The sequence below is a fragment of the Micromonospora sp. CNZ296 genome (genome assembly GCF_007827635.1).
Map to the genome: position 1 here is coordinate 271,200 of NZ_VISW01000004.1, position 16,168 is coordinate 287,367.

A 16,168-nucleotide genomic window follows, 5' to 3' on the forward strand; every position below is an offset into this window, starting at 1 on the left:
TCGCTACATCCGCTCCGGCGCGGACACCCCGAGCAGGTGCAGGCCGTTGGCGATGACCACCCGGGTGGCGTCGTTGAGCCAGAGCCGCGCCCGGTGGGTGTCGGTGATCTCCTCGTCGCCCTGCGGGGCGATCCGGCAGTTGTCGTAGAACCGGTGGTACGCCTGCGCGACGCTCTCCTCCAGGTAGCGGGCGACCCGGTGCGGCTCGCGCAGCTCGGCGGCGGTGGCCACCACCGCGGGGAACTCCGCGAGCGCCTTGAGCAGCTCGTTCTCCTTGTCGTGGCCGAGCAGCTCCGGCTGGAACGCGGCGGCGTCACCCCGGGTCAGCCCGATCTCGGCCGCGTTGCGGGCCACCCCGGCGGTACGGGCCGCGACGTACTGCACGTAGTAGACCGGGTTGTCGTTCTTGGCCCGGGTCCACAGCTCCACGTCGATGTCGATGGGCGAGTCGGCCGAGTAGCGGGCCAGCGCGTACCGGGCCGCGTCCACACCGATCGCGTCGACCAGGTCCTCCAGCGTGACCACGGTGCCGGCCCGCTTGCTCATCCGCACCGGGGCGCCGTCGCGGACCAGGTTGACCAGCTGGCCGATGAGGATCTCCAGGTTGCGCGCCGGGTCGTCGCCGAAGCACGCGGACATCGCCTTCATCCGGCCGATGTAGCCGTGGTGGTCGGCGCCCAGCATGATCACGACCCGGTCGAAGCCGCGCTCCCGCTTGTTCAGGTAGTAGGCGCAGTCGGCGGCGAAGTACGTCCACTCGCCGTTGGACTTGCGCAGCACCCGGTCCTTGTCGTCGCCGAACTCGGTGGTGCGCAGCCAGGTCGCGCCCTCGGACTCGAAGACGTGCCCCTGCTCCCGCAGCCGGTCCAGCGCCGCGTCCAGCGCACCCCCGTCGTGCAGGTCCTTCTCGTTGAAGTAGGTGTCGAACTCCACACCGAAGTCGCGCAGCGAGGACTTGATCTCGGCGAACATCAACTGGACGCCCTCGTTCCGGAACACCTCCTGGGCGGCGTCCTCGGGGAGGTCGAGCACGTCCGGCCGCAGCCGGACCACCTCGGCGGCGATCTCCGCGATGTACGCGCCGCCGTAGCCGTCCTCCGGCGCGGGCTCGCCCTTGGCGGCGGCCAGCAGCGAGCGGGCGAACCGGTCGATCTGCGAGCCGGCGTCGTTGAAGTAGTACTCCGTGCCCACGTCGGCGCCGGTGGCGCGGAGCAGGCGGCTGAGCGCGTCGCCGACGGCCGCCCAGCGGACCCCGCCGATGTGCACCGGGCCGGTCGGGTTCGCCGAGACGAACTCCAGGTTGATCCGCTGGCCGGCGAGCGTGTCGCTGCGCCCGTACGCCGGACCGGCCTCGACGATGACCTTGGCGAGCTGACCGGCGGCGGCCGCGTCGAGGCGGACGTTCAGGAAGCCGGGCCCGGCGATCTCCACCGACTTGATCCCCGGCGCCTTGGCCAGTTCGTCGGCCAGCGCGGTCGCCAGCTCCCGCGGGGGTACGCCCACCTTCTTGCTGAGCTGGAGCGCCAGCGTCGAGGCGTAGTCACCGTGATCGGGATTACGGGGTCGCTCGACGGTGGTCTGCGCGGGCAGCGCGGCGCGGTCCAGTCCCCGCTCGTCGAAGACGGCGTGGGCTGCGGCGAGGACGACCTCGGCGAGTTCTGCGGGAGTCACCGAACCATGTTATCGGGGGTAGACTCGGGCACCGCGGAGGCGACCCAGCATGTGAACCGGCCCCGCGCTCCCCTGACCGACCGACCTGACGAGGCACGATGAGCATCAGCACCCCGGGCGGCCCGGAGCGCCGTCCCACCGTGGTCAGCACCGGCAAGAAGCCGGCCGCCGGCCGGCCCGCGGCTGCCGACAAGCCCGCCGCGAAGGCCGGCTCGGGCAAGGCCGGGGGCGGCAAGGGCACGCCACGGCAGGGCGCCGGGGGCAAGGGCCGCAAGCCGGTCACCCCGGTGAAGGTGAGCCAGGGCCGCTCCTGGGGCCCGATCGCCCTCTTCGTCGCGGTCGGCGTACTGGCCGTGGGCATCATCGGCGTCGGCGCCTGGGCGGTCTACCAGGGCGGCCAGCCGTGGCAGAAGCGCGCCGAGGCGATCGACGGCATCGTCGACTACCGCGCGAAGGACAAGGACCTGGTCAAGGGCGGCAACCACCAGCCCGGCGCGATCAAGTACGACATCACCCCGCCGGTCGGCGGCCCGCACAACCAGGCGTGGCAGAACTGCATGGGTGACGTCTACGACGCCCCGATCGCCAACGAGCACGCGGTGCACAGCCTGGAGCACGGCACGGTCTGGATCACCTACCGCCCGGACCTGCCCGCCGACCAGGTGGAGAAGCTCCGCAGCAAGGTGCAGGGCAAGGAGAAGCTGATGCTCAGCCCGTTCGAGGGGCTGGACAAGCCGATCTCCCTCCAGGCCTGGGGCTACCAGCTCAAGGTCGACAACGCCGACGACGGCCGGATCGACGACTTCATCAAGACCCTGCGGGTGAACGCCTCCATCGAGGGCCCGAACGCGCTCTGCGACCAGGGCGTCACCGCCACCGGCACCACCCCGCGCGACAACCTCCAGAACACCATGCCCCAGCAGCCCACCCAGTAAGGACGCCGCGATGACCGCTCCGGTGACCACCGACAGCGAGACCGACGAGGCTCCGGCCGCCGACCAGGGCGGCCGGGGCGCGGTGCGCCGTTACGGCCTGCTGGCCGTGGCCGCCGCCCTCGTGGTCGGGCTGGTCCTCGGGTACGCGGGCGGCCTGCTCACCCCGACGCTCACCCGTCCGGGTGAGAACTCGGCGGAGGCCGGGTTCGCCCGGGACATGACCGCCCACCACAACCAGGCCGTCGCGATGGGTCTGCTGGCGTTCAGCCAGGGCCAGGACCCGGAGGTACGCCAGGTCGGCGTGGACATCGCCACCGGCCAGCAGGGCGAGATCGGCACCATGCAGACCTGGCTGCGCTCCTGGAAGCTGGACCCGACCGGTGACCAGGCCCCGATGGCGTGGATGAAGGACGGCGGCGGGTTGGTCAAGAACGGCCTGATGCCGGGCATGGCGACGCCGGAGGAGATGGCGAAGCTGCGCGCGGCGAGCGGCCGCGAGTTCGACGTGCTCTTCCTCCAGATGATGATCCGCCACCACATCGGGGGGGTGCACATGATCGACGGCATCCTCGACGAGGGGCACGACGACGACGTGCTGGCGGTCGCCCAGACGATGAAGAACACCCAGCAGAACGACCTGACCAACCTGGGCGCGGCGCTGAAGCGCCTGGGCGGCACCCCGTAACCACCCGCCCCACCCGATCCACCGAGGCCCGGTCCCCCTCCCAGGGGCACCGGGCCTCACCGTCCCCGCGCTCCCTCGCCCCGTCCCCGTCCCGCCCCGCCCCGCCCCGCCCCGCCGCGCCGCGCCGCCCCGGCGATCTTGCAGTTGCTGCCCCGGTGATGCCGGATTCACCCCGTTATCGGAGGGCGGCAAGTGCAAGATCGCGGGGACGGGGGCGGCGGGGTCGCGCCAGGAGATCTTGGTACGGAAGGGCCCTCAGGAGGGCCGTTTCGTACCAAGATCTCGAACTCGGGAGCCTCAGGGCTGCCCGGAATGTTCTGTATGGGTGTTTGTAACGGTTTGGGGTTAACGGGTCATTGTGGAGGTTGGAGAGTTTTCTACCCACATATCGTGACCAGTTGCGATTCGGGCTCGTTGCCCAAGACGTGGGGGTTGCACTCAGAGACGCAGGGCGGTCGGTGACCAGCTGGTGCCGACGCCACACCATCGGCGGTGACGGAGCGGTGGCAGCCGTCCGTCGCGGACTGCGGCAGGGCGAGCCGGGAACGCTCAGCCGCGAACAGGAACTCGAACTCATCGACGTGCTCCGGGGGGTCCACCCCGACGAGTTCGGCCTCGACGAGGAGCTCTGGACACGACAGAGCCTGACCGCCCTCATCGAGCGCCGGTTCGGGCTGGCGATGGACGCCGGCACCGTCGGGGCGTACCTCCGGGCCTGGGGTCTGGGGCCGCGCGAGCCGCGCGAGCGGGCCTGCGGCCTGTGCGTCGGCGCTGTCGAGCGCTGGGTACGCAGCGAGTATCCGGCGATCACGCGGGCGGCCCAGGAGCACGCGGCGGAGGTCTACTGGATCGGCCGGGTACGCCTGCGCGGCACCATGCCCGCCGCCGACGTGGTGTCGGCGGTCTCCTCGCGGGGACGGGTGCGGTTCATGGTCACGACGCCGTCGGTGGATCCGCCACTGCCCCGGGACTTCGTGCTGCGGCTCAGCGGCACCGAGGAACGCACCGTGCACCTGATCGTGGACGGCTCGTGGCCGCGCAACGAGTGGCCCCGCCGGCTGCCCCGCCGGGTCGTGCTGCACCCGCTGCCGAGCTGCGGTCGCGCCGTCGCCGCGGCCTGATCCGACGAAGATCGACTCGCGGGGGTACCGATTCGGTGATCCGGGAGGGGGTTTGCTACTCTTCTCGGGTCGCTGAGCCCCCGTAGCTCAGGGGATAGAGCACCGCCCTCCGGAGGCGGGAGCGCAGGTTCGAATCCTGCCGGGGGCACCTCACAGAACCGCCGCTCATCGATCGGCGACAGATCTCCACGAGCCCGACAGCCGCCCCGGCTGCCGGGCTCGTTCCGTTTCCGGGCGATCCCTCGGCAGGCCGGGCGCGCCGGCTCCCTTGACCACCGATCCACTGCTTTACTACGTTACTAGTAAAGCAGTGAGGAGCACCGTGTTCGTCTTCCGGCTCGACACCCACTCCGGCGTGCCGCCGTACCTGCAACTCGTCCAGCAGGTCCGGCAGGCGGTGCTGCTGGGCTTCCTCCAGCCCGGTGACCGCCTCCCGCTCATCCGCGAGGTGGTCGAGGACCTGGCGATCAACCCGAACACCGTCGCCAAGGCGTACCGGCAGATGGAGCAGGAGAACCTGGTCACCGGCCGGCCCGGCCAGGGCACGTTCGTCAACGCACAGCAGTCGGCCGTGATGTCGGCGTCGACGTACACGTCGCTGCGCCGCGGCCTGGAGACCTGGTTGCGCCGCGCCTACGCCGCCGGCCTCGACGAACAGGCGGTCGACGCGCTCTTCACCTCCGTCCACCAGCAGACGAGGAACGAGGACGTGGCGTGACAGCGACCGGGTTCGCGCTGCGCACCGACGGTGCGGGCAAGCGGTACCGGAAGGGCTGGGCGCTGCGTGACTGCACCCTGGCGCTGCCGGCGGGCGGCGTGATCGCCCTGGTCGGGCCGAACGGCGCGGGCAAGACCACGCTGCTGCGCCTGGTCGTCGGGTTGCTGGCACCGAGCACCGGCACGGTGGAGGTCCTCGGCCGGGACGTCACTGCGAGCACCCCGCAGACGCTGTCCCGGATCGGGTTCCTGGCCCAGGACCACCCGCTGTACAAGCGCTTCACAGTCGCCGAGATGCTCCGCTTCGGCCGGGCCTGCAACCTCCGCTTCGACCAGGGGTTGGCCGAGCGCCGGCTGGCGAAGCTGGGCATACCCCTCGACCGCAGGGCCGGCACGCTCTCCGGCGGGCAGCAGGCCCAGGTCGCGTTGGCCCTGGCGCTGGCGAAGCGGCCGGACCTGCTCGTCCTCGACGAGCCGGTGGCCAGCCTCGACCCGCTGGCCCGGCACGAGTTCCTCCAGGTCCTCATGGGCGCGGTGGCCGAGGGCGGGGTGACCGTCCTGTTCTCCTCCCACGTCGTGCACGAACTGGAGCGCGTCTGCGACCACCTGGTCGTGCTCAACCAGGGCCGGGTCACGCTCACCGGTGACATCGACACCCTCCTCGCCGAGCACCGGCTGCTCGTCGGCCCGCGCACGGCCGACGACCTCGACCGGGCCGGCACCGTCGTGGAGGCCGTCCACAGCGACAGGCACACGACCCTGCTGGTACGTGACGGCGGGCTCCCGGCCGCGCCCGGATGGCAGGCCCAGCCGGTCGCGCTGGAGGATCTGGTGCTGGCGTACCTGCGCCGGCCGTCCGAGCCGGGCGCCGCGGTCACCTCGGGGGTGCCGGCGTGACGTGGTTGATCTGGCGCCAGCACCGGACCGAGGTCTGCGTCCTGGGTCTGCTCGTCGGCGTGTTCGGCGTCGCCCTGCTCGTTCTCGGGACGCAGGCCCACGACCTGTTCCCCGGCGGTCCCGCCCGGTGCGCGGGACAGGCCGGCGTCGACACGGCCTGCACGGCCTCCTTCCGCCGGCTCGACGAGGAGTACGGGTACGTCGAGAACCTCCTGGCGGCCTTCTACCTGGTCCCCGTCGTCATCGGCGCGTTCCTCGGCGCACCGCTGCTGGCGCGCGAACTGGAGGACGGCACCTGGCAGCTCGCCTGGACGCAGGCCGTGCCGCGGATGCGCTGGCTGGCGGCAAAGCTCGCGGCACTGGCCGGCGTCACCGTCGCGCTCACCGGGGTGTTCACAGCGGTGCTCACCTGGTTCCGTCAGCCGTTCGACGCGTGGGAGGGGCGGTTCCAGTACGACGCATTCGACCTGGAGGGACTCGTCCCGGTGGCGTACGCGCTGTTCGCGTTCGGTGTCGCCACCGCCGCGGGGGCGATCCTGCGGCGCAGCCTGCCCGCGTTCGGCGTCGCGTTCGGGGCGTTCCTCGCCGCCCGGATGTCGGTGGGGCTGTTGGCCCGTCCCGCGTACGCCACGCCGCTCACGACCATGGAGCCGGTGCCCGTGGGCGACTCGCAGGACCGGGCGGGGCACCTGCCGGGCGTGGCCGACTGGGTGATCGAGCGCGGCTACGCGGACGCCACCGGGCGCAGGCTGAGCGGGGCCGAGTACTACGAGCTGGAGGACGCCGCCGACCTGGCCGGCACCAACCTCAACCAGTTCCTGCACGCGCGCGGCGTCCAGCAGTTCGGGGTCTACCACCCGGCGGACCGGTTCTGGACGTTCCAGCTCATCGAGGCGGCAGTGTTCGTCACCGTCGCGGCGATCCTGGTCGGTGTGGTGGTGTGGCGGGTCCGGCGCCGCGTCATCTAGCGGCCGGCACCGGAGATCCGGAGCCGCCCTCACCTTTGTCCCCCGATTCGGGGATGAGCAGGTCACGAGCTGGCTAACCTCGCGGTGAACGGGTCGAAACCCAGCACCTGCGAAGGTGAGCCAGTTGCCCGAGACGCCGTTGACCAACCGTCCCAAGATGCACACCGGCGTACCCTCGTCGCTCACCACCGTGCAGCGGTGGGTCCTGCGCGGCGTCGCCGTCGCGGACGCCCCCTGCGGCCTGTGGTTCCTCGAAGCGGTGGCCGTTCGCACCGGCATCACGCCGGACGAGCCGGTCGACGCGACTGTGGAGGAGCTGATCGCGCGCGGGTTCCTCGTCGACACCGCGGCCGGGCTGCGACTGGCCTCGATCGCGCTGCGCGACGACGTCCTGCGGGACACGCCGGCCTCGGTGCGCCAGGCGCTGCGCGAGGCGGCCGCCGAGGTGCTCGCCGACGGCGGACGCCCGGCCCAGGCCGCCCGGCAGCTCCTGCGGGTCCTGCCGGCGGTGAGCCGGTCCGCCCGGGCGCTCGCCACGCGGCTGGCGGCCGACCCGGCGGTCGGACCCAGCCTCGCCGCGGACCTGCTGCTGGCCGCCCCGGCACCGGGCCCGGCCGACGAGCGCCTGGCCTGGCTGGTCGACGTCGCCGACAACCTCTACCTGGCCGGCCGGGTGGACGAGACGCTGCGCATGCTGCACCGGGAGGTCGCCGCCGACAGGTACGGGCCACGGCAGCGGGCGATGCTGCTCGGGCGGCTCGGGGCCTACTACGCGACACAGCGCCCCTCGCTGTCCCTGACGTACCTCGGGCGGGCGCTGAACCAGGAGCTGGACGCCGCCGGGCGGAGCTGGACGCTCACCATGCTGGCGTCGCTGGCGGCCCGGTTCGGGCATCCCGACGCCGCCGAGCTGGTGGCGGCGGCGGAGCGGGCGCACGAGCGCAGCCCCTCCCCCGGCGGCGGCATCCGGCTGGCCCTGGCGAACGCGTCCCGGGCCACCGCCACCGGCGACCTGCCCCGCGCCGCGCGGATCCTGCGGGAGGTGGACGCGGGCGAGCCGGCTGCCCGTACCCAGGCGATCTTCCTGCGCGTCGACCGGGTGGCGAACCAGATCGCGCTCGGCCGGTACGTCGACGCGGCGACCGCGCTGGACGGCGTCGCCGGGGAGATCGACACGCTGGGCGCGGTGGCGCAGCCGCTGGTGACCGCGCTGGACTGCGTCCTGCGGCTGAGCACCGGCGAGCTGGCCGAGGCCGAGGCGCGGGCCCGCCTCGCGTTGTCCGAACACGGTGTCGCCCTGCCGGCGCAGGCCCGGGTGGATCTGCTCGCCACGGTCGTGGAGGTGCTGCTGCGCCGGGGTGAGGTGGCCGCGGCCCGGAAGCTGCTGGCGGACGAACGCCCCACGGTGGGCTGGCCCGACGACATGCAGTGGTTCCGTCTGGGCTGCGCCGCCGCGGGCGACCCGGAACCGGGCCGGCACGCCGCGCTCCTGGGGGCCGCGTTCGCCATGCCGGACCGCTCGATGGCTCCCCTGCTGCTGGTGCCGCACCACGGCCCGCGGCTGGTCCGCGCGGCGCTGGCGCTGGGTGACCGGCAGCGGGCCGAGATCCTCGCCGACCACCTGAAGCGGGCCGCCGGGATGGCGAACAACGCGCTCTGGCGCGGGGTGGCGCACCAGGTCGACGGGCTGCTGACCGGTGATCCGGCGGCGCTGCGCGCGGCGGTACGGCTGCTCCGCACCACCTCCGCCCGGCCGGCCCTGGCCGACGCGCTGCACGACCTGGCGCGGTCGCCCGGGCTGCCGCCGGCGGAGGCGCCCGGCCTGCTCGCCGAGTGCGCCGCGATGTACACCCGGATGGGCGCCGGCGTCGCCGGGGACGGGACGCGGGAGCCCGACGGCACGACGGGAGACGACGCCTGCCGCCCGGCCGTGGCCGCGCTGACCCCCGCCGAGGTACGGGTGGCCGAACTGCTCGCGGTCGGCATGACGAAGCAGGAGGCGGCCCGGGACCTGTTCGTCTCGTTCCACACCGTCGACACCCACCTGCGGTCGATCTACGCGAAGCTCGGCGTCCACAACCGGGTGGAGCTGGCGCTGGTCTGGGAGTCGCGGGACGAAGGTTGAGGAATGCGGCGCGGAGCGCGGACACCACAGGGTCGCGGCGTCCGCGCTCAGCATCGCGTTCTCAGTGCCGTTGCAGCGGGCTCTTCGTCTTCGGAAGGGCCTCGATCAGCTCGCGTGGCACGTTGATCGTGTCCGCGACCACCTCCGGCGGGACGTTGGCCAGCCACTGGGCGAGCGACACGTCCTCGAACTTCGCGGTCCGGAACAGCTCCAGGTAGACGAAGGGCTTGTCACCGATGTTCTCGATGTAGTGGCCCATCGAGATCGGCACGTAGCCGACGTCGCCGGTCTCCATGTTGAAGGTGCGCGCGGTGCCGTGGTTGGCGAAGACGCCCATGCGTCCCTTGCCCGAGATCACGTACTGCATCTCCGCGCCGTTCGGGTGCCAGTGCAGTTCCCGCATCGCTCCGGGTTCGATCTCCACCATGGCGACCGTGGTGGTGATCGCCGCGGCGAAGTTGCTCGAGTCGGCGATGCGTACGCTGCCGCCCTCGAACTTCTCCGGCGTCTGGGCGAGCAGGCTGTGCTTGAACGTCCGGGGCACGTCGCCGGTAGGGCTGAAGACCCGGTCCTCGGCCAGCGGCGGCGGGCTCTGCCCCGGGAAGATGTATCGCTCGGACTCCGGCGGGAAGTTGGCCATCTGCTGCATCGTCCAGCCGAAGTTCTTGGCGATGACCTCCTTCGGCACGTGCGAGAAGAAGTCCGTGAGCTGGAACGTGGCGTCCTCGGAGTAGCAGCCGTCGTCGAAGACGAGCAGGAACTCCACGCCCTCGTCGTGCGCCTGGATGTGGTGCGGGATGCCGGCCGGGAAGTACCAGAGGTCGCCGGCCTTGACGTCCTCCAGGAAGTTGCGGCCCTCCTGGTCCACGGCGGCGATCCGGCAGCTGCCGGTGAGGACGAAGGCCCACTCGGACTGGATGTGCCAGTGCAGTTCCCGGTACGCCCCGGGGTTGAGCTTCATGTTCACGATCGCCAGGTCGTGGGCGATCGGCAGGAGCCGGTTGGTGACCTCCCGGGTCCAGCCGCCGCTCTCCTGCCGGGTGTGCGCCAGCGAGAACGGGAACACCAGGTTCGGCATGAGCCCGTTGTCTGTCGACGGCGGATGCACCAGGTCGGGGTGTGACTGGTCGATCGCCGGATTCCGCGGGACCGTGCCGACCATCTGGTGGTCCTTGGGCGATGATCCCATTCCGGCACGGTCATTGGATCGGGGCATGACGGATTTCCTTCCGGGTGTGGACCGCCGATTCGGCGGCCCGGGACGGGACGAACAACGCCCGCAGGTGTTCCGGGCTCTGAAAGGCCACCGCGAGCGGAATCGCGACACAGAGGAACAGCGACGCCGCGATGCTCCAGACCGGAGCATCCGTGGCGACTCCGGCGACGGCCAGCGCCGCGATCGAATAGAACGTGACGCGGATTCTGGCGACGGGGAGCACGAACATGCGCTCGGCCTCCTTCGGCTTCGAGTCTCGCCGTCGAGACGCAATTGCGATGCTGCCGAACCGGATGCCATTGGTGAATAACGCGATCGCGCCATTCACCGGAAACGACAGGAAACACTTTTCCCGGCACTTCTGCGCATCGCGCGCCGCAACGGTTTCACCGGCGGAACGAGGGGTAGGGAGGGCGATGTCCAACAACGCGGAGGATCGCTGGCGGGTGGGGGAATACGACTTCCACATACCGTTTCTGGCACTTGCGCTCTCCACCGGCCTCGCCGGTGTGGTAGACGCCTTCTCGTTCCTCAAGTACAAGGTGTTCGTGGGTATTCAGACCGGCAACGTGGCGTTCGTCGGAATGGGTGCCGCCGATCACCTGCCGGCGTGGCCGTCCGCGCTGGCGTCACTTGTCGCGTTCGGCCTGGGCGGCCTCCTCGGCGCCGGGATCCGCCGCGTGCGCCCGGCCGGACCGCTCACCCCGCCGGGCATGGAACTGCTCGCCATGCTGGCGCTGCTCGTGCTCTGGGGGCTGGTGGACCGGTCCCTCGACTCGGGGCGCGACTCGCTGACCGAGCGCACGATCCTGACCGCGCTGCTGGCGTTCCCGGTCGGCATCCTCGGCGGGCTCGTCGTCCGCACGTTCGGCGTGCAGACCGCCACGTCGTACCAGACCGGCACAGTGCTGCGCACCACGAAGGGCATCGCCGACTGGGTGTTCGAGCCGGAGGGCCGCAGCGCGGCCGGGCGGCTCGCCGCGACCGGCCTGCTCTGCCTGGTCAGCTACGCGATCGGCGGGTTCGTCGGCGCGGCCACCGAGACCCGCCCGATCTGGACGATGATCGTCACCTGGGCGCTGGCAGTGGTGCTCATCGCGTTCACCTGGGGCAAGCGGCCACCGGCGACGACGACCCGGCGCCGCTGACGCGGACCGGCGTCACTCGGCCTCGCGGCGGGCCTTGGCGCGGCGCTTGCCCTCGTGCATCGCCTGCACCCGGGCAACCGGGATGGTCCGCCCCTGCTCGACCAGGTCCGCCGGCAGGCGCTGCGGCGCGGGCAGCGCCTCCGCCCAGGGATCCCGGTCCCCCAGCAGGCCCGGCACGGTCCGCACGGTGAAGTCGGCCGGGGTCGCGCTCTCCAGATCGGTCCAGCCCACCGGGTACGACACCGGGGCGCCGGGCCGGATCCGGGGGCTGTAGGCGGCCACCACAGTCGCGCCGTACGCCCGGGTGGAGTCGACGAAGACGCGGCCGCCGCGGTCGGCGACGATGAACGCGGTGGTCGCGGCCGCCGGGTCGAGCCGTTCGGTACGGACGGCGAGAGCGCGGGTCGCGGCGGCGGCCTCCTCCGCCGTGGTGGCCGGGTCCACCGGCACGACCACGTGCAGCCCCTTGGCGCCGCTCGTCTTCACCGCGCCGGCGAGCCCGGCGTCGGCGAGCGCCTGCCGCACCAGCAGAGCGACCCGCACCACGGCGCCGAACGCGTCCCCCTCCGGCGGGTCCAGGTCGAGCACCAGGTGGGACGGGTGCTCGGGCGCACCGGCGCGGGCCAGCGTCGGGTGGTACTCCACCGCCCGCGCTTTGGAGAGGGACAACACCCTCTTACGGCCGCGCCCCCACCCAGGGAGAGCGCGTGAGCATCGAGGCCGTGAGCTGGGCACTCAGCGAGGCACCGAACGTCCCACCGTCATGCGTCGCCGTGCTGGTCGGCCTGGCCAACCACGCCGACGCGGACGGCCGTGGTGCCTGGCCGTCTCAGGCGACGCTCGCCAAGTACGCCCGCAAGTCTGAGCGTGCCGTCCGGGCCGACCTCGCCCAGTTGGAAACCCTCGGCCTGATCGTGCGTGCCGAGCGTGGCAGCAAGCGAACGATCGTGTGGAACCTCGCCATGGCCCGCCTGGCCGCCAGCACCACCCCGGCCGGAAGCACACCGCCGGCCACCCCGGAGGCTAGCTTCCGCCCTGCCCGGAAGCCCACTTCCGCCGAACCTGCCTTTAACCGTCAGGGAACCAACACCGCGCGCTCCGCGCGGGATTTCTCCAACGGGAAGAACCGATGGACCCCGCCCGAGCGCCGGGGAGCTGCGCTCCCGCCGCCGGCCGGTGGTGACCGCTGCCCGAAGCCGGGGCACGTCGGCCAGGTCGCCGGCCGGTGCATCCCCTGCCGCTCCGAAGCTCTGGAGGCTGCCGCATGAGCATGTCCGCGACCGCCTGGGCGTCCGCCCAGCACCCCGGCGACCCGCTCGCCAAGTTGGTCCTGATCACCCTGGCCGCCGGTGGTGCCAGTGGTGACGACGGCCGCCCGGTCTGGCTCGGCTCGGTCTCCGACCTGGCCGAGCGTTGCGACGCCGAGGACCAGGCCGTGACCGCCGCGCTGGCCGCGCTCACGGCCGCCGGCTACGTCTGCCCGGTCTCGTCCGGCTGGCTCGTGCTGTCGCCCGGAGGTGCCGCATGAGCCCCCGCCGCATCGCCTCGTTGGCCGGCACGGTGGCCGTGACCACGATCGCCGCCCTTGCCAGCTACGACCACATGCGGCTACTGGCCGAGCGTGCCGGCCAGCCACCCACGCTGGCCGCCCTGCTGCCGCTGTCGGTCGACGGCATGATCCTCGTGGCCACGCTGGCGCTCGGTGACGGCCGCCGGTCCCGCTGGTCCGCGTGGCTGGCCTTCATCCTCGGCGTGGCCGCGTCGGTGGTGGCCAACGTGGCCGTTGCGCCGCCGTCCGTGACCGCCCGTGTTGTGTCCGCCTGGCCGGCTGTGGCCCTGCTGCTGACTGTGGAAGTGCTCGCCCGGTCCGGTAAGGCCGCCCCGGTGGCCGCGCCGTCCCCGGCCCCGGTCGCTCCGGTGGCCGCCCCGGTGTCCGTCGCAAGCACGCCGGCCACGCCCGACCCGGCCACCGTGACCGCCTCGGCCACGCCGCCGGCCACCGTGACCGCCTCGGCCACGCCGCCGGCCACCGTGACCGCCTCGGCCACGCCGCCGGCCGTGGCCGGCACCGCCGCCCGAGTGGCCGCCCTGGTGGCCGCCCGCCCGCACCTGTCCGCCGCCGATGTGGCCGCTGCGCTCGGCGTGTCGGCACGGACCGCCCGCCGGCACCTGGCCGCAACCCGCACCGCGCTCGCTGCCGGCTAAGCCGCCCGCGTCAACAAGTGGCCCGCTACGCGCCCCGTAGCGGGCCGCTCTGCGTCCGGCGTCCGATGCCCCCCGGACAGCCCGCACGGCCGGCAGCGTGGCGCACAGCCCGTTCCCGATGCCATCACGCCGCAGCCCCCGCCTGCTGGTCGGCACCGACCCGGACCGCCCGCCAACAAGTGCCTTTGTGAGACCGCCTCTGCGCCCCTGCTCTGCGCCCGTCCTTCCCGTCTACCTGGACGGCACCCACGGCCCGCAGCGTGGCGCACAGCCCGTTCCCGATGCCATCACGCCGCAGCCCCCGGCCGCTGGTCCGCCCCGCCGCCGAGGGGGGTGCAGACGTGGGTGCGTCATCCGGGGGGTAATGGCGTTCGGACTCTTGTTGCTCCGCCGCCCGCTTTCTTTCTCCCTTCAATCTGTCCTATTTCCTCCCCCTTATACCTCTCTACTATAACTAACTGTAGTTACTTATAGTGCTCTCTGTAGTCCCTGGGCATCCCCCGCTGCGCCTGCGCCCGGTGATGGGTGCGTTATCAGGGGGGTAAGTGCCGACGGGGTGCAGACACTTGCCGGCCCTGGGTGCGCCATCCGGGGGGTAATTCTGGGCCGCCCCCGCCGCCCTTACATCGCTGAGGACTTACCACCTGGCAGGTAGTCGGGCCGCCCCCGCTGCGCCCGCGCCCGCCGGTCTCAGCCCGAAAACCGTACGCCCGTACTGTACGGCTGTAGGACGAACCCAGTAGAGGAAGGTTGCGCCCCGGCAGCAGCGAGCACCCCCGGCAACGCCGCAAGCCTGTGACCAGGGCGTTTTACCTCTGTGGGACATACTCAGTGAAGCCCCCCGGCCCCGGTCCCAAGATCGGGTTTCCCCCCTTGTGGGACGAACTATGTGCGAGCAGGGAGCCCAGCACTGGCCCGCCGCGCGCGTTTCCCCCCGTGGGGGACATACATAGTGAGCCCCCCGCACGACCGCCGTCCGAGATGGACGGACCCCGCGCACCGCGACGACCGGCAACCCGTCGCGCGCACCTCGACCCCGCCGGTCATGAGTGTGCCGATCTTGGTTGCCGCCAGGAGATCGGCCCACCCATGTCCGGCGGTTTTGCTGTCTGCCGCTGTCCAGAGTGGAGGAATCATGACCGCCCCGACGATCACCCGCCGCCCCGCCGCCACCCGGCCCCGGCCACTGACTGACGACGCCACCGCCGCATTCCGCGCCAACGTGGCTGACTACCTCGCGCACCGCGCGTCCCGACTGTCCCGGTAGGACAGACCCCCGCACCGCGTGTATGCGACACACACGGCGCGGCCAGCAACACCGAAAAGCCAACGCCCCGGCGTTGTGGGAGGTCGCATCTCCCGCAACGACCGGGGCGTTTTTCGTTGCCCTGCAACCGATTGGAGGTGACCCCGTGGACGCATACCGATACGGCGATGAGATGACCCCCGCCGCCCGCTCCGCAGCCTGGGCCATCGAAACCTGGCTGACCGACCTGCAAACGTTCCGCTGGCTGGTCGGACGGTTCACGGAAGGCACGGCGCTGTTCGACGCCTACCTGTCCACGCTCGACACGCTCGACTACGACGCCGACCCGGTGCTGTTGACCGGTGCCCCCGGTGGCATGTTCGCCGACACGCAGATGATCGGCGCTCGCGTGGCCGTCAAGCGTGGCCCGGCGGTTGGCGAGATCATGCCCGCCGGCCGCAAGACGTTCGCCGCCGTCGCCCGCGAGTACCTGATGAGCGCCGTTGTCCACGGCAAGCGCGGATGGATGGGCGTGCATCTCTGGCGAGGTGCCCCGATCTACACCGCCCGCACCCGCCGCGAGCGCCTGGTCATGCGCGACCGCACGTACACCCGCCCCGGCGACCGTCCGATGTGGGACCGCTGATGGCCGCGCGACTCTTCCACACGCTCGCCCGGCTCGCCGCCGCGTGCCTGGCACCGTCGCCGCTCGGCCGCCCGTCGCCGCAGACGTGGACGGCCCCCCGATGACCGCCGACCGCCGGCCCCGAGGAGGTGCATTACCTGTGAATGGAGACCGCCCCATGACCGCTATCCACGTCTCGCCCGAGCGCCGGCACGAGCTGCTGATGGCGTCCGACTTCCGCTGTGAGGCCAACGGATGCGGCAAGCGCGCGTCCTATGTGGTCATCCTCCCGACCGCCGAGATCGGTACCGCGTGCGGACGGTGCGCCACCCCGCCCCGCGCCGCCCTGGGGGTGGCCGGATGAACAACCGCGACCGCCGCCGCGCCGCCGAGTTCGCCGCCCTGATGGCCGCCCGCGACGCCCGCGCCGCACATCCCTGCAACGTCCGCCACGCCGCCCGCAACCGCGACGAGTGGCAGCGCCACCGCGCGCACGTCTCGCTGTGGCCGGTCCCCGGCTGCCTCGTCTGTGAAGAGGCCGCCCGCGACCACGACCCGTTCGCCAACTGATCCACCCCCGCCGCCGGTCGGATACCGGCTACCCCCGCT

The 16,168-nt window shown here is 72.2% G+C and carries 18 protein-coding genes, 1 tRNA gene and 1 pseudogene; 16 read left to right on the plus strand and 4 right to left on the minus strand.

Annotated features, from left to right (window positions below; translation table 11 throughout):
• Positions 1 to 3: 3 nt before the first annotated feature.
• The gene (argS, locus tag FB455_RS09265; RefSeq protein WP_013288282.1) at positions 4 to 1,671 is read right to left on the minus strand and encodes an arginine--tRNA ligase; all 1,668 of its coding nucleotides are present in this window, start codon (positions 1,669 to 1,671) and stop codon (positions 4 to 6) included.
• A gap of 98 nt (positions 1,672 to 1,769) precedes the next feature.
• Here argS and FB455_RS09270 point away from each other — a divergent pair, with 98 nt between their 5' ends.
• From FB455_RS09270 to FB455_RS09305, 8 genes are all read left to right on the plus strand, one after another.
• Positions 1,770 to 2,606, plus strand: a complete 837-nt coding sequence (locus tag FB455_RS09270; protein ID WP_013288283.1) for a thioredoxin-like domain-containing protein — start codon at positions 1,770 to 1,772, stop codon at positions 2,604 to 2,606.
• Between the two features lie 10 nt (positions 2,607 to 2,616).
• Positions 2,617 to 3,291 carry a DUF305 domain-containing protein gene (locus tag FB455_RS09275; RefSeq protein ID WP_013475348.1) on the plus strand — a complete coding sequence of 225 codons (675 nt, stop codon included), beginning with the start codon at positions 2,617 to 2,619 and terminating at the stop codon, positions 3,289 to 3,291.
• A gap of 425 nt (positions 3,292 to 3,716) precedes the next feature.
• Positions 3,717 to 4,412, plus strand: coding sequence for a winged helix-turn-helix domain-containing protein (locus tag FB455_RS09280; RefSeq protein ID WP_013475347.1), 696 nt, complete (start codon positions 3,717 to 3,719; stop codon positions 4,410 to 4,412).
• A 76-nt stretch (positions 4,413 to 4,488) separates the two neighbouring features.
• A tRNA-Arg gene (locus tag FB455_RS09285) sits at positions 4,489 to 4,560 on the plus strand.
• Between the two features lie 174 nt (positions 4,561 to 4,734).
• Positions 4,735 to 5,130 (plus strand): GntR family transcriptional regulator, encoded by a 396-nt coding sequence (locus FB455_RS09290; RefSeq protein ID WP_013288286.1) that lies wholly within the window; start codon positions 4,735 to 4,737, stop codon positions 5,128 to 5,130.
• Entirely contained in the window at positions 5,127 to 6,026 is a 900-nt protein-coding gene (locus FB455_RS09295) for an ABC transporter ATP-binding protein (RefSeq protein WP_013475326.1), read from the plus strand. Before FB455_RS09290 ends, FB455_RS09295 begins: the two co-directional genes overlap by 4 nt.
• Positions 6,023 to 6,994: an ABC transporter permease subunit gene (locus FB455_RS09300; protein WP_145752892.1), complete on the plus strand. Its 972-nt coding sequence runs from the start codon at positions 6,023 to 6,025 to the stop codon at positions 6,992 to 6,994. The genes FB455_RS09295 and FB455_RS09300 overlap by 4 nt, the downstream gene beginning before the upstream one ends.
• A gap of 115 nt (positions 6,995 to 7,109) precedes the next feature.
• Positions 7,110 to 9,119: a helix-turn-helix domain-containing protein gene (locus FB455_RS09305; RefSeq protein WP_145752894.1), complete on the plus strand. Its 2,010-nt coding sequence runs from the start codon at positions 7,110 to 7,112 to the stop codon at positions 9,117 to 9,119.
• A gap of 61 nt (positions 9,120 to 9,180) precedes the next feature.
• Here the strand turns inward: FB455_RS09305 and FB455_RS09310 are convergent, their stop codons facing one another.
• Together FB455_RS09310 and FB455_RS34730 are read right to left on the minus strand one after the other, a co-directional pair.
• Positions 9,181 to 10,281 carry a cupin domain-containing protein gene (locus tag FB455_RS09310; protein WP_013288290.1) on the minus strand — a complete coding sequence of 367 codons (1,101 nt, stop codon included), beginning with the start codon at positions 10,279 to 10,281 and terminating at the stop codon, positions 9,181 to 9,183.
• 37 nt (positions 10,282 to 10,318) lie between these two features.
• Positions 10,319 to 10,759, minus strand: a complete 441-nt coding sequence (locus FB455_RS34730; protein WP_486481516.1) for a hypothetical protein — start codon at positions 10,757 to 10,759, stop codon at positions 10,319 to 10,321.
• Here FB455_RS34730 and FB455_RS09320 point away from each other — a divergent pair.
• Positions 10,752 to 11,483, plus strand: coding sequence for a DUF1275 family protein (locus FB455_RS09320; RefSeq protein WP_145752896.1), 732 nt, complete (start codon positions 10,752 to 10,754; stop codon positions 11,481 to 11,483). The two genes, FB455_RS34730 and FB455_RS09320, sit on opposite strands and share 8 nt — an antisense overlap.
• A gap of 12 nt (positions 11,484 to 11,495) precedes the next feature.
• Here FB455_RS09320 and ligD read toward each other — a convergent pair.
• Positions 11,496 to 12,212: pseudogene (gene ligD / locus FB455_RS09325) on the minus strand (non-homologous end-joining DNA ligase LigD); the annotation flags it as partial.
• Between the two features lie 44 nt (positions 12,213 to 12,256).
• On the opposite strand from ligD, the gene FB455_RS09330 reads away from it, so the two are divergent.
• The 7 genes from FB455_RS09330 to FB455_RS09355 all read left to right on the plus strand — a co-directional run bounded on the left by FB455_RS09330 (position 12,257) and on the right by FB455_RS09355 (position 16,129).
• Positions 12,257 to 12,751, plus strand: a complete 495-nt coding sequence (locus FB455_RS09330) for a helix-turn-helix domain-containing protein (protein ID WP_486481520.1) — start codon at positions 12,257 to 12,259, stop codon at positions 12,749 to 12,751.
• Positions 12,748 to 13,011, plus strand: a complete 264-nt coding sequence (locus FB455_RS09335; RefSeq protein ID WP_145752902.1) for a MarR family transcriptional regulator — start codon at positions 12,748 to 12,750, stop codon at positions 13,009 to 13,011. The genes FB455_RS09330 and FB455_RS09335 overlap by 4 nt, the downstream gene beginning before the upstream one ends.
• Positions 13,008 to 13,688 (plus strand): DUF2637 domain-containing protein, encoded by a 681-nt coding sequence (locus FB455_RS09340; RefSeq protein ID WP_145752904.1) that lies wholly within the window; start codon positions 13,008 to 13,010, stop codon positions 13,686 to 13,688. Before FB455_RS09335 ends, FB455_RS09340 begins: the two co-directional genes overlap by 4 nt.
• A 1,135-nt stretch (positions 13,689 to 14,823) precedes the next feature.
• Positions 14,824 to 14,955, plus strand: a complete 132-nt coding sequence (locus tag FB455_RS34735; RefSeq protein ID WP_486481517.1) for a hypothetical protein — start codon at positions 14,824 to 14,826, stop codon at positions 14,953 to 14,955.
• Between the two features lie 172 nt (positions 14,956 to 15,127).
• Positions 15,128 to 15,580, plus strand: coding sequence for a hypothetical protein (locus FB455_RS09345; RefSeq protein WP_145752907.1), 453 nt, complete (start codon positions 15,128 to 15,130; stop codon positions 15,578 to 15,580).
• Between the two features lie 157 nt (positions 15,581 to 15,737).
• The gene (locus tag FB455_RS09350) at positions 15,738 to 15,923 is read left to right on the plus strand and encodes a hypothetical protein (RefSeq protein ID WP_145752909.1); all 186 of its coding nucleotides are present in this window, start codon (positions 15,738 to 15,740) and stop codon (positions 15,921 to 15,923) included.
• Positions 15,920 to 16,129, plus strand: a complete 210-nt coding sequence (locus FB455_RS09355; protein WP_145752911.1) for a hypothetical protein — start codon at positions 15,920 to 15,922, stop codon at positions 16,127 to 16,129. The genes FB455_RS09350 and FB455_RS09355 overlap by 4 nt, the downstream gene beginning before the upstream one ends.
• Positions 16,130 to 16,168 lie beyond the last annotated feature (39 nt).